Source organism: Nocardioides turkmenicus (genome assembly GCF_011045035.1).
Classification (GTDB): domain Bacteria; phylum Actinomycetota; class Actinomycetes; order Propionibacteriales; family Nocardioidaceae; genus Nocardioides; species Nocardioides turkmenicus.
The window spans coordinates 100534-116010 of the sequence record NZ_JAALAA010000006.1 but is presented as its reverse complement, the minus strand read 5'-3'; the positions used below and the strand labels follow the sequence as shown (position 1 = coordinate 116010).

The 15477-nt window shown below is 68.5% G+C and carries 12 protein-coding genes, 1 tRNA gene and 1 pseudogene; 7 read left to right on the top strand and 7 right to left on the bottom strand.

Annotated features, from left to right (window positions below; all coding sequences use genetic code 11):
- Window positions 1-70: 70 nt before the first annotated feature.
- From G5C66_RS08820 to G5C66_RS08810, 3 genes and pseudogenes are all read right to left on the bottom strand, one after another.
- A pseudogene (locus tag G5C66_RS08820) lies at window positions 71-2070 on the bottom strand (acetate--CoA ligase family protein).
- A gap of 74 nt (window positions 2071-2144) precedes the next feature.
- Window positions 2145-2963 carry an SDR family oxidoreductase gene (locus G5C66_RS08815; RefSeq protein ID WP_206443868.1) on the bottom strand — a complete coding sequence of 273 codons (819 nt, stop codon included), beginning with the start codon at window positions 2961-2963 and terminating at the stop codon, window positions 2145-2147.
- Window positions 2960-4564: a BCCT family transporter gene (locus G5C66_RS08810; RefSeq protein ID WP_206443867.1), complete on the bottom strand. Its 1605-nt coding sequence runs from the start codon at window positions 4562-4564 to the stop codon at window positions 2960-2962. Before G5C66_RS08810 ends, G5C66_RS08815 begins: the two co-directional genes overlap by 4 nt.
- A gap of 342 nt (window positions 4565-4906) precedes the next feature.
- Here G5C66_RS08810 and G5C66_RS08805 point away from each other — a divergent pair, with 342 nt between their 5' ends.
- Both G5C66_RS08805 and G5C66_RS08800 read left to right on the top strand, forming a co-directional pair.
- Window positions 4907-5761 carry a TetR/AcrR family transcriptional regulator gene (locus G5C66_RS08805; RefSeq protein WP_165110584.1) on the top strand — a complete coding sequence of 285 codons (855 nt, stop codon included), beginning with the start codon at window positions 4907-4909 and terminating at the stop codon, window positions 5759-5761.
- Window positions 5758-6393 (top strand): NUDIX hydrolase, encoded by a 636-nt coding sequence (locus tag G5C66_RS08800; protein ID WP_241248357.1) that lies wholly within the window; start codon window positions 5758-5760, stop codon window positions 6391-6393. The genes G5C66_RS08805 and G5C66_RS08800 overlap by 4 nt, the downstream gene beginning before the upstream one ends.
- A 104-nt stretch (window positions 6394-6497) precedes the next feature.
- Here the strand turns inward: G5C66_RS08800 and G5C66_RS08795 are convergent, their stop codons facing one another.
- Entirely contained in the window at window positions 6498-8342 is a 1845-nt protein-coding gene (locus tag G5C66_RS08795) for a BCCT family transporter (protein ID WP_206443866.1), read from the bottom strand.
- A 245-nt stretch (window positions 8343-8587) separates the two neighbouring features.
- Here G5C66_RS08795 and G5C66_RS08790 point away from each other — a divergent pair, with 245 nt between their 5' ends.
- The 5 genes from G5C66_RS08790 to G5C66_RS27070 all read left to right on the top strand — a co-directional run bounded on the left by G5C66_RS08790 (window position 8588) and on the right by G5C66_RS27070 (window position 13755).
- On the top strand, window positions 8588-9559 hold the full coding sequence (locus G5C66_RS08790; protein WP_165110582.1) for a LysR family transcriptional regulator: 972 nt from the start codon (window positions 8588-8590) through the stop codon (window positions 9557-9559).
- Window positions 9560-9730: 171 nt separating this feature from the next.
- Window positions 9731-12094 carry a sulfatase-like hydrolase/transferase gene (locus G5C66_RS08785; protein WP_165110581.1) on the top strand — a complete coding sequence of 788 codons (2364 nt, stop codon included), beginning with the start codon at window positions 9731-9733 and terminating at the stop codon, window positions 12092-12094.
- A 16-nt stretch (window positions 12095-12110) separates the two neighbouring features.
- A complete protein-coding gene (locus tag G5C66_RS08780) occupies window positions 12111-13058 on the top strand; it encodes a formylglycine-generating enzyme family protein (protein WP_478354315.1) in 948 nt (315 codons plus the stop codon).
- Window positions 13055-13429: a YidH family protein gene (locus tag G5C66_RS08775; RefSeq protein WP_165110579.1), complete on the top strand. Its 375-nt coding sequence runs from the start codon at window positions 13055-13057 to the stop codon at window positions 13427-13429. The genes G5C66_RS08780 and G5C66_RS08775 overlap by 4 nt, the downstream gene beginning before the upstream one ends.
- Window positions 13426-13755 carry a DUF202 domain-containing protein gene (locus G5C66_RS27070; RefSeq protein ID WP_165110578.1) on the top strand — a complete coding sequence of 110 codons (330 nt, stop codon included), beginning with the start codon at window positions 13426-13428 and terminating at the stop codon, window positions 13753-13755. Before G5C66_RS08775 ends, G5C66_RS27070 begins: the two co-directional genes overlap by 4 nt.
- On the opposite strand, the gene G5C66_RS27065 is transcribed toward G5C66_RS27070, so the two are convergent.
- From G5C66_RS27065 to sepX, 3 genes are all read right to left on the bottom strand, one after another.
- Entirely contained in the window at window positions 13669-13989 is a 321-nt protein-coding gene (locus G5C66_RS27065) for an SDR family oxidoreductase (protein WP_420901733.1), read from the bottom strand. The genes G5C66_RS27070 and G5C66_RS27065 overlap by 87 nt on opposite strands.
- A gap of 518 nt (window positions 13990-14507) precedes the next feature.
- A tRNA-Ala gene (locus tag G5C66_RS08760) sits at window positions 14508-14583 on the bottom strand.
- 54 nt (window positions 14584-14637) lie between these two features.
- Window positions 14638-15444, bottom strand: a complete 807-nt coding sequence (gene sepX, locus G5C66_RS08755) for a divisome protein SepX/GlpR (RefSeq protein ID WP_165110577.1) — start codon at window positions 15442-15444, stop codon at window positions 14638-14640.
- Between the last annotated feature and the right edge of the window lie 33 nt (window positions 15445-15477).

The following is a 15477-nucleotide window of genomic DNA, read 5'->3' as shown; positions in this document are numbered from 1 at the left end:
CGGAAGTCCATGGGAATCGCTTTCTGTCTGGTGTGTCGTGCTGGTTGTCGGTTCGGGAAGAAAGTGCCGCTCAGTCCGTGAGCACCACCCGGGCGTCGAGAGCCAGGGCCGCCCGCGGACCGGCGGCAACGGGGTTGCACTCGATCTCTGCGATCTCCGGGTGTGCCGCAGCGACCGCGCTCAGGCGAGCGACCACATTGGCCGCCGCCTCGAGGTCGACGGGCGTACGGCCCCTCGCTCCCGTCAGGAGTGCGGAGCCCGCAGCGAGAGCAGCAGCTCCTTCGCCTGGTCGCGGGTCACCGGGCCGAGCGCGCAGGCCACGTCACGGAGCACCTCGGCGTACACGCCGCCGAGCCCTACGAGGACGACGGGGCCGAAGCGGGGATCCCGCCGTACGCCGACGAGGAGCTCGACCACGCCGGAGAGGTCGGCCATCTCCTCGACCGAGCAGCTCGGCGGCGCAAGCAGGTCGACGATGTCGCGATACGCCGCGACCAGCGCCTCCTCATCCGGGATGCCGAGGACCACGCCACCACGGTCGGACTTGTGTTCGTCCCCGAGCGCCTTGAGGACCACAGGAAAGGCGAGCTTCGCGCCGGCGGCACGCAACTCGGCCTCGTCGCAGACCTCGACGGCACCGGGGAACGGCACGCCGCCCTCCTCGAGCAGATGCCGCGCCACGAAGTATCCGGTGTCGGCGAGCGGCGCCTCCGGATCCGGCAGCGCCGGTACGCCGTCGGCTCCCCGGGCGCCCCGGGCCGCGAGCCGGCCCAGCACCCAGGACGCCTCGTCGATGCCGCGGTACACCGGGATGCCGGCCGTGCGCAGCCGGTCCGCCGCCGCAGACCGATGGTTCATGGTCTGCACGACGAGGCTGCCACTGTGCCTGGCCACGACCTCGGCCATCTCCTCAGCCGTCTCGACCTCGGCCTCGGCGAGCGCGTCACCGTAGCCGCCGTACCCGCCGAAGTAGCCGCTCATCAGTGTGGCGCCGACCTCGTCGGTCGTCTGGAGGTGCTCGAGGACACGGGCGAAGCAGTGGATGTCTTGCTCGCCACCGCCGGCGACGTCGATCGGGTTGCTGACACCCGCCGTCGGGGGAAGTTCGGCCGCGATCCGGTCCTGGAGCGAGGCAGAGAATTCCACGGCCTCCAGCCATTCCGAGGCCGCGCGGTCGCTGGCGACGGAGGCGTGGCCGCCACCGTCGGCGAGCACGGCAACACGACGGCCCGAGGGGAGCCGGGTGCGCACGAGCGCCTGGAGCAAGTGGGCCATCTCCGCCGGGGAGCTGACCTGCTCCATCCCGGCGGCCCGGCACGCCGCGCCCACGACGATGCCGGACGACACCATCGCTCCGGTGTGCGAGCGGGCGTTGCGCACCGAGGCGTCTGTGCCTCCAACGGTGAGCAGAACGACCGGCTTGCCTGCTGCGGCAGCCCGGGACGCCGCGGACACCAGCCGACGGCCGTCCTGGAAATCCTCACAGTACAGCGCGATCGCCGCTGTTCCGTCGTGCACGGCGTACGCCTCGATCAGGTCGGCTGCCGTCAGATCGGCCTGGTTGCCGAGGCTGGCGAACCGGGAGACGCCCAGGTCGTGGTCGACGAGCCAGGTCGCGAGCTCGAGGGCCATGTTGCCGCTCTGCGAGATCACGCCGATGTCACCGACCGGGAAGTCGTTGGAAGCGAGCCGCAGACCGGAGGTGTGGTCCAGCACGCCGAGACAGTTCGGGCCGAGCAGGCGGGCGCCCGCGTCGCGGACCTTCGCCACGACCCGCTCCTGCAGGCGTCTGCCGTCCGCTCCCGCCTCGCCCAGCCCCGCACTGATCCCGACGATCGCTCTGGCGCCGCCCGCGAGAGCGTCGTCGACGGCCGCTTCGAATCCGGCAGCGGGCACCGCGACGACGACGAGGTCCACCGGCTCGCCCACCGCGGTGACGCTCGGCACGGTCGGACGGCCGAGCACCGTCGGCCGGTTCGGGTTGACCAGGTGCACGGGCTGCTTGCCCTCGAGCGCTTGGACCGAGATCCAGTTGCCGTACTTGCGGGTGTCGTCGCTCGCACCCACCACCGCGACGGTGCGCGGCGTGAACAGTGCACCGAGGTCGGCGACCTCGGGGATGATCGGCGTAGTCAGCAGGGTGGTCACGATTGGCCTTTCTCACGGGGTTCGGGTGCGGGCGCCGGCATTCCGGTGCCCCATGCGTCGACGCCGCCGTCGACGATGACGGTGGTGCCGGTGATGTACGACGCAGCGGGCGTCGCGAGGAACGCGATGAGGTCACCGACCTCCTCGGGCGTCCCGAGCCGTCCGAGCGGCACGGCGCTGGTCCAGCCGGCGATCGCGTCCTCGTCATACTGCTCGCGAAGACCCTCGGTGAGGATCGTCCCGGGGGCGACCGCCAGAGAGCGGATGCCGAACCGGCTCCATTCCAGGGCGAGGCCGCTGGCAAGGTTCTCCACCGCGGCCCGGGCCGCGGTGGCGTGCACCATGCCCGGGATCCCGCGGCGGGGCGAGAAAGCCATGAAGACCACCAGTCCGGAGCGTTGCGGGATCATGGCCCGGTTGGCCACCTCACGGGTGACGCTCCAGACCGACTCGACCGCGAGCCGGTGTACCGCGCGCCAGCCGTTGACGCTGAGATCCTCCGCCGGTGCCATGAACTGCCCGCCGGCGTTGTTGACGAGCACGTCGATCCGACCGAAGTGCTCGAGAGCTCGGTCGACCATGCCGGCGACCTGGTCCGGTTCGCGCAGGTCGCAGCTGTGGGTCACACACTGCCGGCCGAGGTCGGCGACCAGCTTGGCGACCTCGTCGAGCGGCTCGGGCCGGCGGCCGCAGACGGCGACATCGGCTCCGGCGGCGGCCGCCGCCACGGCCGCGGCCCGACCGATCCCGGTGCCTCCACCGGTGACCAGCACGACCTGCCCCGCGAGCGCGTCCGGTCGCAGCACCGAGCTCATCGCGCGACCTCCGGCTCGAGGGCCGCCGTCGACGCCTGCTCGTGCGGCACGGTGTCACGGTCGGTCACGACCGGAGCGACGCCGGCGTCGTCCCTGTGACGCGCGGCAGGCGGCGCTGCCTCGGCCCCGCCGGCCGGGACCTCCTCGCGGAGCGCCCTCATGACGCCGACGCACAGCACGATCATGACCAGGGTGAACGGCGCAGCCATCACCAGCATCGCCTGCTGCATGGCGTCCAGCCCTCCCGCGACCAGCAGCACTGCGGCAGCGCCACCCGTGGCGACACCCCAGAACACGACGACCCAGCGAGGAGGCGTGAGCGCTCCCCGTGAAGAGAGGATGCCCATCACGACCGCCGCGGCGTCCATGCCGGAGACGAAGAAGAGGGCGACCAGGAACATCACCACGAAGGTCACGAGCTTCGCTGCCGGATACTGGTCGAGCAGCGCGAACAGGGCGTTCGCCTGACTCTCGGCCACTCGCGCCGCGATGTCGGCCTGGCCGGTGACCTGGGCGTGCATAGCGCTGCCGCCGAAGATCACGAACCACACGAAGCTGACACCGGACGGCATGAGCAGGACACCCCAGACGAACTCCTTGATGGTGCGGCCGCGGGAGATGCGAGCGATGAAGGCGCCGACGAAGGGGGCCCACGCGATCCACCAGACCCAGTACGCGACCGTCCAGCCGTTGACGAACTCGCCCTGCGAGAAGGTTCCGGTGCGGATGCTCATCGGCACGATCTGGGTGACGTAGCCACCGAAGGACTCGACCATGCTGTCGGCGATGTGTCGGGTTGGGCCGGCGACGAGCACGAAGACCGCGAGAATCACCGAGGTCACCATCGCCACGTTGGCGAGGAACTGGACGCCACGCTTCACCCCGGTCACGGCGGAGAGGACCATCGCGGCCGCCATCGCGAACACAATGACCAGCGCGATGCTGGTGGAGCTCTCGATGCCCCACAGCGAGGTCATGGCGCTGTTGATCTGAACCGCCCCCAGGCCCAGCGACGGCACCACACCGAAGAGCGTTGCGAAGACAGCCATGCCATCGATCAGCTTCCCGAGGGGGCCGTCGCAACGGCTGCCGATCACCGGTCGGCACGCGGAGCTGATGAGGTTGCCCTGACCCTTGCGGAAGCCGAAGTACGCCATGCCGAGTCCGGCCACCGCGTAGATCGCCCAGCCGTGCAGACCCCAGTGGAGGAAGGTCTGGTTCATCGCCACGCGAGCGGCTTGCTCGGTGCCGGCCTCTGCGGTGCCCGGTGGCGGTGACATCAGGTGGCTCATCGGCTCGGCGACGCCGTAGAAGATCAGGCCGATGCCGATACCGGCGGCGAACATCATCGAGATCCAGGAGACGGTGCGGAACTCGGGGCGCTCCCCGTCGCGACCGAGCCGGATGCTGCCGAACCTGCTCATCGCGAGGTAGATGGCGAAGACCAGGAACCCGTTGGTCGCCAGGATGAAGAACCACCCGAAGTTTGCGCTGATGAGCTCCATCGAGCCAGCGGCGACACTCGCCAGACTCGCCGGCTTCAGCGCGCCCCAGAGCACAAACCCCAGCGCGAGCCCGCCCGCCGGGATGAAGACGGCCATGTCGACGCCCGTGCGCCCGGCGTCAGGATCATGGTCTGTGGCCGGATCGTTGTCCCTTGCCTTGCTTCGGGTGCTCCGTAACATCATCAATCCCTCGAGGTGTGCCGACTGACGCGGCTCGTGGTGACCAACTCGGCCCGTTCGCAACATCTGACTGATCCACCAGTCATGCTGTTGCGGTTCATTGTGACCACGGTCTCATCGAAAGGTCAACAGGCCCACGGAAAAGCCTCACGCCTAGGGAGCACGCGGTCACTTGACGCCATCGAATCGGTTCCCGACTTAAGCCAGTCGCAAGTTGCTCTAGTTGCGCAATTCGCAATTGCGCGATAGATTCTCGCCATGGAAGTTGAGCTAAACGACCGCATCAGACAGGTCGTCTCCAGGATCGCGCCGACACAGCGCGAGGCCGCGCAGGTCATCGGCCTCGACCCCACCAAGCTGTCCAAGTCGCTCAACGGGGTCCGCCGCTTCAGCACGGACGAGCTGGGGCGCATGGCCAGCGCCGGCGACGTGTCGGTCGACTGGCTCCTCCACGGGCACGGCCAAGGACCTCAGGACCGGAAGCCCGTCACGGCGGAGCGGTTCGACGACGTCAGCGACGACGAACGCCGACGCCGTTTCCTCGAGGAGGCTTGGCGGCTGATCGCAGAGAAGGGCTACCACGCCGTGCGCGTCTCCGACATCGCAGCCGCATGCGGCACCAGCTCGGGCGCGGTCCACTACTACTTCCCGGGCAAGCAGGAGATCCTCGAGGCCGCGATGCGCTACTGCGTGGAGCAGACGTTCAAACGCCAGTACGCCGCACTCCGCGACGTCGACGACGCGCGCGAGCGGCTCGAGCGGCTGATCGACAACCAGGTTCCCGCGGGTGGCTCGATCGCCAACGAGTGGTCGGTCTGGCTGCAGTTCTGGTGCGAGAGCGCGCTCAGGCCTGAGCTGCGACCGATCCACAACGACTTCTACGCACGGTGGCGGGAGACGGTGATCCGCATCATCCGACGGGGCGAGCGTCAAGGCGTCTTCCGCGACGTCGACGCCGAGGAGGTCGCCTTGCGCTTCACATCCCTCACCGACGGGCTCGGCATCCAGGTGATGACCGGCATGCCCGGCGTGACACCGCAGCGCATGCGCGCGATCCTGCTCGACTTCATGCACCGCGAGCTGCTCGTCGACTCCGACGGGCGCGTGGCATGACGGCCGCTCGACCGCTCTCCGAGGAGATCCCTGCTGTCGCCGCCACGATGCGGGCCAACCTCGCCGCGTTCTCACGCGTCGCGCCACCGACATCCGGCGTACGACGCCGCGCCGGTGTTGCGCTGACCGTCTTCGAGCACCGCGGCGAACCGTGCGTCCTGGTCATCAAGCGCGCGTTCGGCGGCCGGAACGCCGGTCAATGGGCGCTTCCCGGCGGCCGGGTGGAGGAGGGCGAGACCGCCGTCGAGGCCGCACTCCGCGAGCTTCACGAAGAAGCCGGTCTGCAAGCGAGCAGTGCCGAGGTCGCGGGCGTTCTCGACGACTTCGTCACCGGCTCCGGTTTCGTCATCACCCCGGTGGTTGTCGTGCTCGACCGTCCCAGGCGGCCCCGCCGTGATCCGGTCGAGGTTCACTCCCTGCACCCAGTGCCGTTGCACCGGCTTCTCGACGACGCCGTGCCGCGATGGCGAACGGCCGCCGACGGCAGCCCTCTGCTCCAGATGCCACTGCGTCACGACATGGTGATCCACGCGCCGACCGGAGCGATCCTCTGGCAGTTCCGGCAGGTGGCGCTGCTGGGGCAGCACACGCGCGTGGGCAACGTCGCCCAACCCGCGTGGACACATCAGTGAGGTGCGGAAGCCGGACCGCAGGTCGGTCCGCGACGGCGCACCGTCACGAGCCGGGTGAGCTCGACCCAAATCCAGCGGGCACTCGGTTGCGCTCTGGGACCTCTTCAGGGACCGTCGGGGCGGACGGCCGGCATCTCCCCAGTCTCCGGGTCGAAGCCGTCGGCCCACTTCCCCGAGTCGAAGTCGTACTCGACCGGATGACCCTCTTCGTCGGTGCGCTGGTACCAGTCGGTGTACCGCTCGTCGGTGGAGTCGACCTCCGCACCGGCACCCTCTTCGGGACAGCTCGCCTCCACCACTTGGATGGCGAAGTTGTCGCCGTACCTCTCCACACCCTGGAGCACGGCGTTGCGGATCGCGGCGTCGGCGTAGCGGTGCCGCAGGGTGTACGGGTCGGTGGTGAGGTCGCGGGCCCAGGCCACGATGATCAGGAGCATCACCAGGGCGAACGGCACCGCGGTGACGATCACCAGCTGCTGCAGTCCTGCCAGGGCGGTCGCGTCTCCAAGCAGCAGCATCACCACAGCGATGCCGGCCATCACCAGTCCCCAGAAGACGACCACCCAGCGGCTCGGCTCCAGGTGTCCCCGGGTCGACAGCATCCCCATCACCACCGACGCGGAGTCAGCGGAGGTGATGAAGAAGATGGCCAGCACCACGATGATCAGGTAAGGCAGCCACTCCAGGTACGGCAGGTTGTCGATCATCGCGAAGAAGACCTGCGGCGGAGTCAGGTCGCCGGCGAGCGAGCCGTCCTGGGACATCGACATCGCAGTTCCGCCCATCACACCGAAGGCGACGAAGAGCAGCGTGGCGGGGATGAGGATCGTGCCGAGAAGGAACTGTCGGATGGTCCGTCCCCGGGAGATGCGGGCGATGAAGATGCCGACGAACGGCGACCAGGAGATCCACCACGCCCAGTAGTACACGGTCCAGGTCGACTGGAACTCCTGGGTCTCCTCACCCCAGGACAGCGAGCGGCCCATCAGGTCGAAGAGCGAGCCCAGGTACTCCAGCTGCGCCGATGGCAGGAAGTTCAGCAGGAACAGGGTCGGCCCCACGGCCAAGATCAGCCCGACGACGCCAATGGTCAGCACGATGTTGATGCTCGAGAGGTAGCGGATGCCTCGGGCGACACCGGAGACGGCCGAGATCACGAACGCCACGGTGAGCAGCAGCAGGATGCCGACCACCATGATGTTCGTCAGCTGACCGGCCCCGGTGACGATGCTGACGCCGGTCCCGATCTGCATCGCTGCGATTCCGAGCGCTGCGGCGGTGCCGAAGAGGGTGGCGACGATGGCGAGGATGTCGATCAGCTTGCCGGCGAAGCCCTCGGTGAGCCGCTCCCCGAAGAGATCACGGAAGATCGAGGACATCAGCAGGCTTCGGCCGCGGCGGTAGGCGGAGTACGCGACGGCGCCACCGACGAGCGCGTACATCGCCCAGGCATGGAACCCCCAGTGGAAGTACGTCTGCGCCATCGCCCGGTGCATCGCTTCGACCGACCCCGCCTCGTTGGTGAGCGGCGGTGGGTCGGTGAAGTAGGTCAGCGGCTCGGACGGGCCGAAGAAGATGACGCCGATCCCGATACCTGCGGCGAAGAGCATCGCCACCCAGGCGAAGGTGCTGAACTCCACTTCCTCGCCGTCCTTGCCGAGCGGAATCTTGCCGTAGGGCGAGAAGGCCAGTACCAGCAGGGAGACGAGCACCACGACGGCAACGGAGTTGAAGAGCCAACTGACGTTCCGAGTGGACCAGTCGAAGGCGGTCTGGGCGACCGAGGCCACACTGTCCGGTGCCACGACGCCCCAGATCACGAAGGCGACCGTGAGCCCTCCGGCGATCGCGAAGACGAGCTTGTCGACGCTGTAGCGGCGCCGTTGCTCATCGATGGAGATGCCCGGGACCAGGACTGGATGCCGGTCATGGGGATACTTCGGGCGCATCGGATCGAGCTTCCCCAACGACTCTCCGACTCTGCGACGGGTACGTCTTCCTTCATCCTCGTCACGCGACTGGATGGAAGTTTGCTTCTCGTTCACAGCTCGACCCCTCAGGTTTAGCGGCCCCGCGGTTGCCATTCCGTAGATCTGGCTAGTTACGATGCCTGTGCGCTTCGGTTTGAACAGGATCTCAACGAATCCGCCCAGGCGAACCCCTCGATTGGCTATCGCAGCCATAGGCGCCGGCCATGAGGACCCGCTCCGTCACCATCACGCTCGGACCGCCCGTCGCGTCGAAGCACTATGCTCCACGCATGGACAGGCGCCACCTCGAGTATTTCGTGACGGTAGCCGAGTTGGGAAGCTTCACCCGGGCGGCCCAAGCACTGTCCATCGCGCAGCCGTCGCTGTCCAACGCCATCGGCTGGCTCGAGCGAGATCTCGACACCCGGCTCTTCGATCGACACGGCCGGGGCGTGCGACTCACTCCGGCTGGCGAGGCGCTGCTCGAGCCGGCCAGACGGTCCCTGCGATCGTTTGAGGTGGCGCGTGGCGCGGTGCGCGCCGTGTCCCAGGCCGGTTTCGGTCGCCTGTCCATCATCACGAACACCTTGTGGGCCGTCGAACCACTGGCACGGTTGATCGGCGAATTTCGTGATCTGCATCCCCGCGTCCAGGTCACCGTGGCCGACCCGGTATGGCACGGTGACGTGCTGGAAACGGTGCGAATGGGCGGCGCGGAGCTCGGTCTCGTCGACGGGACCCCTCCTGGCGGAACTCTGGAAAGCCGGTGGCTGGCCGACCTCGAGATGATGGCCGTATGCCCGCCGGATTCCACATCGGCTCCGACGGTCGGCCGCGCCGACAAGGAATCCATCACGATCGGCGATCTCTCGGAGCGGGGCCTGGTGTGTACGCCCGACGGCACCGTGCTCCGGGGCATCGTCGCCGAACCACTCCTGGCCGCGGGGCTCTCGACGGACGTAGCCGTCGAGACGGCTCACCTCGCAGCAGTCGCACCCCTGGTCCTGGCAGGAGCAGGCGCCGCCGTACTGCCGCAGGCGATGGCCGACGATGCCGCTGTCAAGGGAGCGCGAGTACAACCGCTCGACCCGCCACTTCGCCGGTCAGTACACGTGATCTGGCGCAAGCGCAGGGCCAGCGACCTGGCCTTGGGCTTCGTCGACTTCTGCGTCAAAGCCTGCTCCGCCGAGACCTAGCGACCGAGCCGGCGCCTCGCCCTCTCTCCACTCTGTGCCCTAAGGCATAGCAAGCGGCTATCGCTGAACTAGCCCACTCGCCGTTGCTGCCGAGAGCGTCCTGGACCGAGACTCGATGAGTCGAGCGGACCGGCACAACTCGGCCCGCCCAGCCTTCGAGGAGATTCCATAGTGACGTTCTTCCACGCCGACCGGCACGTACTGCCCGAGCCCGACCAGGCACAGGTCGTCGCCACAGCGCTTGGTATCGAGGATCAGACCGCCGCCTTCGAACCGGTGCACCCGACCGCGCCCCCGCCGGCGGCTCCGAACGTCGTGATCGTCGTCATGGACGACTTGGGCTACGGAACCTCCAGCGCGTTCGGCGGCCCGTGCACGATGCCGACAGCGGAGAACCTGGCTGACGGCGGCCTGCGCTACTCCCGCTTCCACGTGACGGCGCTGTGCTCGCCGACCCGCCAGGCTCTGATGACCGGCCGGAACCACCATTCCGTCGGGATGGGCGGCACCACCGAGATGGCCACGTCGGCCCCGGGCTACAACGGGTTCCGACCCCAGTCCGCGGCGACGATCGCCCAGATCCTGCAGGGCAACGGCTACAGCACCGCTGCCTTCGGCAAGTGGCACCAGACCCCGCCGCGCGAGATCAGCCCGGTGGGCCCGTTCGACCGGTGGCCGACCGGCGAGGGGTTCGACACCTTCTACGGGTTCATGGGGGCGGAGATGAACCACTGGTACCCGCTGCTGTACCAAGGCACGACGCCGGTCGAGCCGGACCGGCGACCCGAGGACGGATACCACCTCTCCGAGGACCTCGCCGACCGGGCGATCGAGTGGGTACGGACCCAGCGCACCCTGACCCCGGACCGGCCGTTCTTCACCTACCTTGCTCTCGGCGCCTCGCACGCGCCGCTGCACGTAGCACAGGAGTGGCGCGAGAAGTACCAGGGTCAGTTCGACCACGGCTGGGACGAGCAGCGCGCGCGCACGCTGGCCGAGCAGAAGCGGCTCGGCGTGGCACCGGCCGACGCCGAACTGGCACGCTGGGCCGACGGCGTGCCCCACTGGGACGAGCTCTCCGACACACAGCGTGCGCTGTCGGCGCGGTTCATGGAGACCTTCGCCGGGTTCACCGAGCACGCCGACCAGCAGGTCGGACGGTTCGTCGCCGCACTCGAGGAGCTCGGCGAGCTGGACAACACGCTGTTCGTCTACCTGCTCGGCGACAACGGCGCATCGGGTGAGGGTGGCGTCGACGGCACCACGGTCGAGCACCGGCTCGGCCACGGCCTCGTGGACGACCCCGAGGAGATGATCGCGGACCTGGACCTGATCGGCGGCCCGGAGACCTATCCGATCGCGCCCGTCGGATGGGCGCTGGCGCTCAACACCCCGTTCCAGTGGACCAAGCAGGTCGCCTCCCACTTCGGTGGGACCCGGGACGGCCTGATCGTGCACTGGCCGGAGGGCATCGCCGACCGCGGCGGCATCCGGGACCAGTTCCACCACGTCATCGACATCCTGCCCACGGTCCTCGACTGTGCCGGCGTCCCGCAGCCGACCTCGGTCGCGGGCGTCGCGCAGCAGCCGGTCGAGGGCACGAGCATGCGCTACACCTTCGACGCTGCCGACGCGACCGGGCGGCGGCGTACGCAGTACTTCGAGATGTGCGGCAACCGTGGGATCTACCACGAGGGCTGGATGGCGGTGACCCGCCACGGGACCCCGTGGGAGATGGTCCCGGAGGGAGGACGGCGGTTCAGCGACGACGTCTGGGAGCTCTACCACGTCGACACCGACTTCTCTCAGGCCCATGACCTGGCCGCAGAGCACCCGGAGCGGCTGCGCGAGCTGCAGGAGCTGTTCCTCATCGAGGCCGCGAAGCACCAGGTGTTCCCGCTCGACCCCAGGGTGACGGAGCGGGAGAACCCCAAGCTGGCCGGGCGCGTCGACCTGCTCGGCAACCGCCGGTCGGTGACCTACCGTGGTGGCATGCGGCGGTTCACCGAGGAGACCACGCCCAACGTCAAGAACCGTTCCCACAGCATCACCGCTGACGTCGAGGTGCCCGCGACCGGTGCCGCCGGAGTCGTCGTGGCCCAGGGCGGCCGGTTCGGAGGCTGGTCGCTGTACTGCGTCGACGGCAGCGTTCGCTACGACTACAGCTACTTCGACCTGACCCATTTCACGGTCAGGGCCCAGGAGGCGCTGTCCCCCGGACGTCACCAGATCCGGATGGAGTTCCACTACGACGGCGACGGACATGGCCTCGGCGGCGACGTGATCCTGGTGGTCGACGGGGCCAAGGTCGCCCAGGGCCGGGTGGATCGGACGATCCCCTACTACTTCTCCTTCGACGAGACGCTGGACATCGGGGTCGACCTGGGCACCCCGGTCAGCGACGAGTACGCCGCGGTCTACAACGCCTTCACAGGCACCGTGCACACGGTGCGGATCGACCTCGACGGCCCGGCCGCACCCGACGATGCCGACACCGAGGCGCAGCGCCGCCAACGCGTCTTCATCTCCCAGTGAGAACCGGAGGACGACCATGAGCTCCTCGTGCTGCGCCCCCTCCGGCAAGGACCGGCCTGCCCCGCTCGCTTCCGCGGCGCCGGTTGGACGTCGCACGGGGCCCATGGAAGAAGGGCTCGTGCTCCTCGACGGCGGGACCTTCCAGATGGGCTCCGAGGACGTCGATGCCAACCGGGGCGATGGCGAAGGTCCCGTGCGGCAGGTGACGCTGGCGCCGTTCTGGATCAGCCGGCACGCCGTGACCAACTCCGAGTTCGCCACTTTCGTGAGCGACACCGGATATCGCACGGGCGCCGAGCGCTATGGCTGGTCCTACGTCTTCGCCTCGTTCCTCCCATCCCATCTTCGGCGAGGGGCACAGCGCCCAGAAGCGGTGCCGTGGTGGTGTCGGGTCGACGGCGCCGTATGGAACGCACCGGAAGGGCCGGGCAGCGACGTGGACGACCGGATGGACCACCCGGTCGTCCACGTCGACCACGACGACGCACTGGCCTACTGCTCCTGGGCCGGGCTACGTCTACCGACCGAGGCTGAGTGGGAGTATGCCGCGCGCGGCGGGCTGGAGCGTGCGCGGTACGCCTGGGGTGACGAGCTCACTCCCGAAGGACGCCACCGCTGCAACATCTGGCAAGGCAAGTTCCCGGCCAGCAACACGGTCGAGGACGGGTATCGGGCAACTGCACCTGTGGATACCTTCGAACCCAACGGCTTCGGCCTGTATTGCGTAGCCGGCAACGTGTGGGAGTGGTGCGCCGACTGGTGGACGACCGAGCACGCGCCATCGGGGACGCACAACCCCCAGGGGCCCATGCAGGGTGAGCTGCGGGTGATGCGCGGGGGTTCCTACCTCTGCCATGAGTCCTACTGCAACCGCTACCGCGTCGCAGCTCGCACCAACAACGACCCGAGCTCCTGCAGCGGGAACATCGGGTTCCGCTGCGCGAAAGACGAACGATCGGAATGAGATCGAGGAACAACCGCCGCCGCGATGTCCGCAGCCTCCTGCTCGGAGGTCACATCGAACCGGACCCCCGATTCACCCTGGCCAACGAACGCACCTTCCTGGCCTGGATCCGCACCGCACTTGCGGTCGTCGCGGCGGCGGTCGCAACCGACACCTTGATGGTCGAGCAGTGGCCGTCCGGTGTCCGGCAACCCGTGGTCGTACTCCTTCTGTTGGCAGGGACTGCTGTCAGCGCCGGGGCCGCGGTGCGCTGGTTGGCAGTGGAGCGCGCCCTGAGGAGCGACCGTCCGCTCCCCCTGTCGCCGCTCGTACCCATGCTCGCGCTCGTCGTGCTCGCAGGAGCCAGCAGTGTCTTGGTGCTCACGCTGTGAGGCACACGAACAGCCCCCCGCTGCGAGACCCAGGCCTTCAACCGGAACGCACCAGCCTGGCCTGGTCACGAACCGTCCTGGGTTACCTGGTAGTTGCCACCATCTGCTTGAAGGCTGCGCCCCACGTCGGCCCGGTAGGTATCGTCTCTGCAGTCGCGTATCTCACGGTCGCAGTCGCCATCGCGTGCTCGACCGCCACGCGGTACGACAAGCATGTACGAGGTATGCACTCGGAGCGATCACACCCGCCCTTTCGCAGGGTGGTTTCCTTGAGCACCGCTACCGCGGCGCTCTCGGTCCATCTGCTCTGGCTCCTCATCGGTTGACCTCTGCCGCAAACGGGTCTCCGATTTGGTCACAGACCCGCACGGGTCAGTGGACCTGACGAGGCCGCCGTCGCAGCGGATCTGTTCGCCCGTGATGTGGGACGCCTGGATGCTGGCAAGGAAGGTGACAGCAGCCGCGAACTCCTCGGGTGTGCCGAAGCGTCCGACCGGGCCGAAGCGGCTGGTCGCCGCGTCCACCAGCGCACGTTGGCCGTCGGCGGTGGTGATGTCCACGCCGATCCCACGGTGGAAGGAAGCGCCTGTGCCTGTGCAGTGGCGATTTCGGCTCGTCGTCCTCCGATGGCGACGTCAACGCCTTTGGCTGAAAGCTCTCGCACCACCGCTGCTCCGAGTCCCGAGGTCGCCCCGGCACGACCGCGATCCGGCCGGATAGACCAAGATCCACTGTCACCTGCTTTCCATGACGAGGGGACGGCTCGACGATTCTGGCACCGCGGCCACGAAAGTGCTGTGGCGCACATCGCAGCGACCGCGACGGCACGCGACGGACCGGTCGCACAAGCAACGCGAGCGCCCCACCTCCGTCGCAGGAAGCGGCACGCTCAGCAGCTCAGGGCGTCTAGAGATGGCTCCTGCACATGTCACACAAGGTCAAGTGGTAGACGTCGCCTCGCACATGGTGCCTCAAGCGCCGCGGGAGTTCCGAGTTATCACGGAGAAATGCCGAGCGGGCATCTGTTCATCCTCTTTGGTTTTGGATGACAGATGCCCGCTCTGACCTGCTACTTCTTTGGTGGAGCTGAGGGGATTCGAACCCCTGGCCTTCTCATTGCGAACGAGACGCGCTACCAACTGCGCCACAGCCCCAAGCGATGAGAAACGTTAGCACCTCGTCGCGGGTGTTACCCAATCAGTAGGCATTCAGGAGCCCGTGGCGCGGCCGCGCGCCTCTTCGGCGGCTGCCGCCGCGGCGCGCTCGGCCTCCTCGGCCTGGCGGACGAGCTCGGAGTCGGCGGCGTTGCGGCCCGAGCTCCACACGCCGGTGGCGTCGAGGTCGATGGTGCGCACCGTGCGGCGCGGCGCGGCCTCCTTGGAGACGTACGTCGGCAGCGGGGTCTCCACCGGCTTCCAGGCACCCTCGGGGAGCTGCTCGCCGGTGTCGTCGTGCTCGACCACGGCCACCAGGTCGCCGGTGTCGTGGTCGATGTCGAAGGTGACCCGGGGCGGGGCGACCGGCTCGGGCTCGGGGATTTCCTCCGGGAACGGGATCCGGGCCCAGACCTCTCGCTGGTGGCGCACGCTAAGTCGGCAGGTCACCAGCCAGGCGACGACCAGCCCGGCCGGGATCGCGATCCACACCGGGCCGAAGACCCCGAAGCCAGCGAGCGCGCCGACCACGGCCAGGCCGAAGACGAGCACGCCCAGGACGATCGAACGGCGCTTGGCCGCGGCGCGAGCCGCGCGGCGGCGTACGGCCATCGGGACGGGGCGCGGAGCGGGCTTCTCTGCGGCCTCCGGCTTCCTCGACGACTTCTCGGTCACCAGGTCGGTGGAGTCCTTGCCGGTGGCCTCGCGCCGTGCGAGGATCCGACGGGACTTGGAGATGGCGACGCTGGCCCGGCTCTTGGTCCCGTCCTCGGCCGTCGCGGTGTGTTCGAGCGCTTTGGGCACCAAGTACACCGCCCACGCCACGGCGAGGGCGACGAAGATGAGTGCGCTCGGGTCCACGTCAAGAAGCGTAGGAGCCATTACCAGCCCGTA

What these genes read in the sequence shown, in the direction of transcription:
- G5C66_RS08815 (WP_206443868.1), bottom strand. Translation starts at nt 2,963, where the DNA reads ATGAGCTCGGTGCTGCGACCGGACGCGCTCGCGGGGCAGGTCGTGCTG.
- G5C66_RS08810 (WP_206443867.1), bottom strand. Translation starts at nt 4,564, where the DNA reads ATGGCCGTCTTCATCCCGGCGGGCGGGCTCGCGCTGGGGTTTGTGCTC.
- G5C66_RS08805 (WP_165110584.1), top strand. Translation starts at nt 4,907, where the DNA reads ATGGAAGTTGAGCTAAACGACCGCATCAGACAGGTCGTCTCCAGGATC.
- G5C66_RS08800 (WP_241248357.1), top strand. Translation starts at nt 5,758, where the DNA reads ATGACGGCCGCTCGACCGCTCTCCGAGGAGATCCCTGCTGTCGCCGCC.
- G5C66_RS08795 (WP_206443866.1), bottom strand. Translation starts at nt 8,342, where the DNA reads ATGCGCCCGAAGTATCCCCATGACCGGCATCCAGTCCTGGTCCCGGGC.
- G5C66_RS08790 (WP_165110582.1), top strand. Translation starts at nt 8,588, where the DNA reads ATGAGGACCCGCTCCGTCACCATCACGCTCGGACCGCCCGTCGCGTCG.
- G5C66_RS08780 (WP_478354315.1), top strand. Translation starts at nt 12,111, where the DNA reads ATGAGCTCCTCGTGCTGCGCCCCCTCCGGCAAGGACCGGCCTGCCCCG.
- G5C66_RS08775 (WP_165110579.1), top strand. Translation starts at nt 13,055, where the DNA reads ATGAGATCGAGGAACAACCGCCGCCGCGATGTCCGCAGCCTCCTGCTC.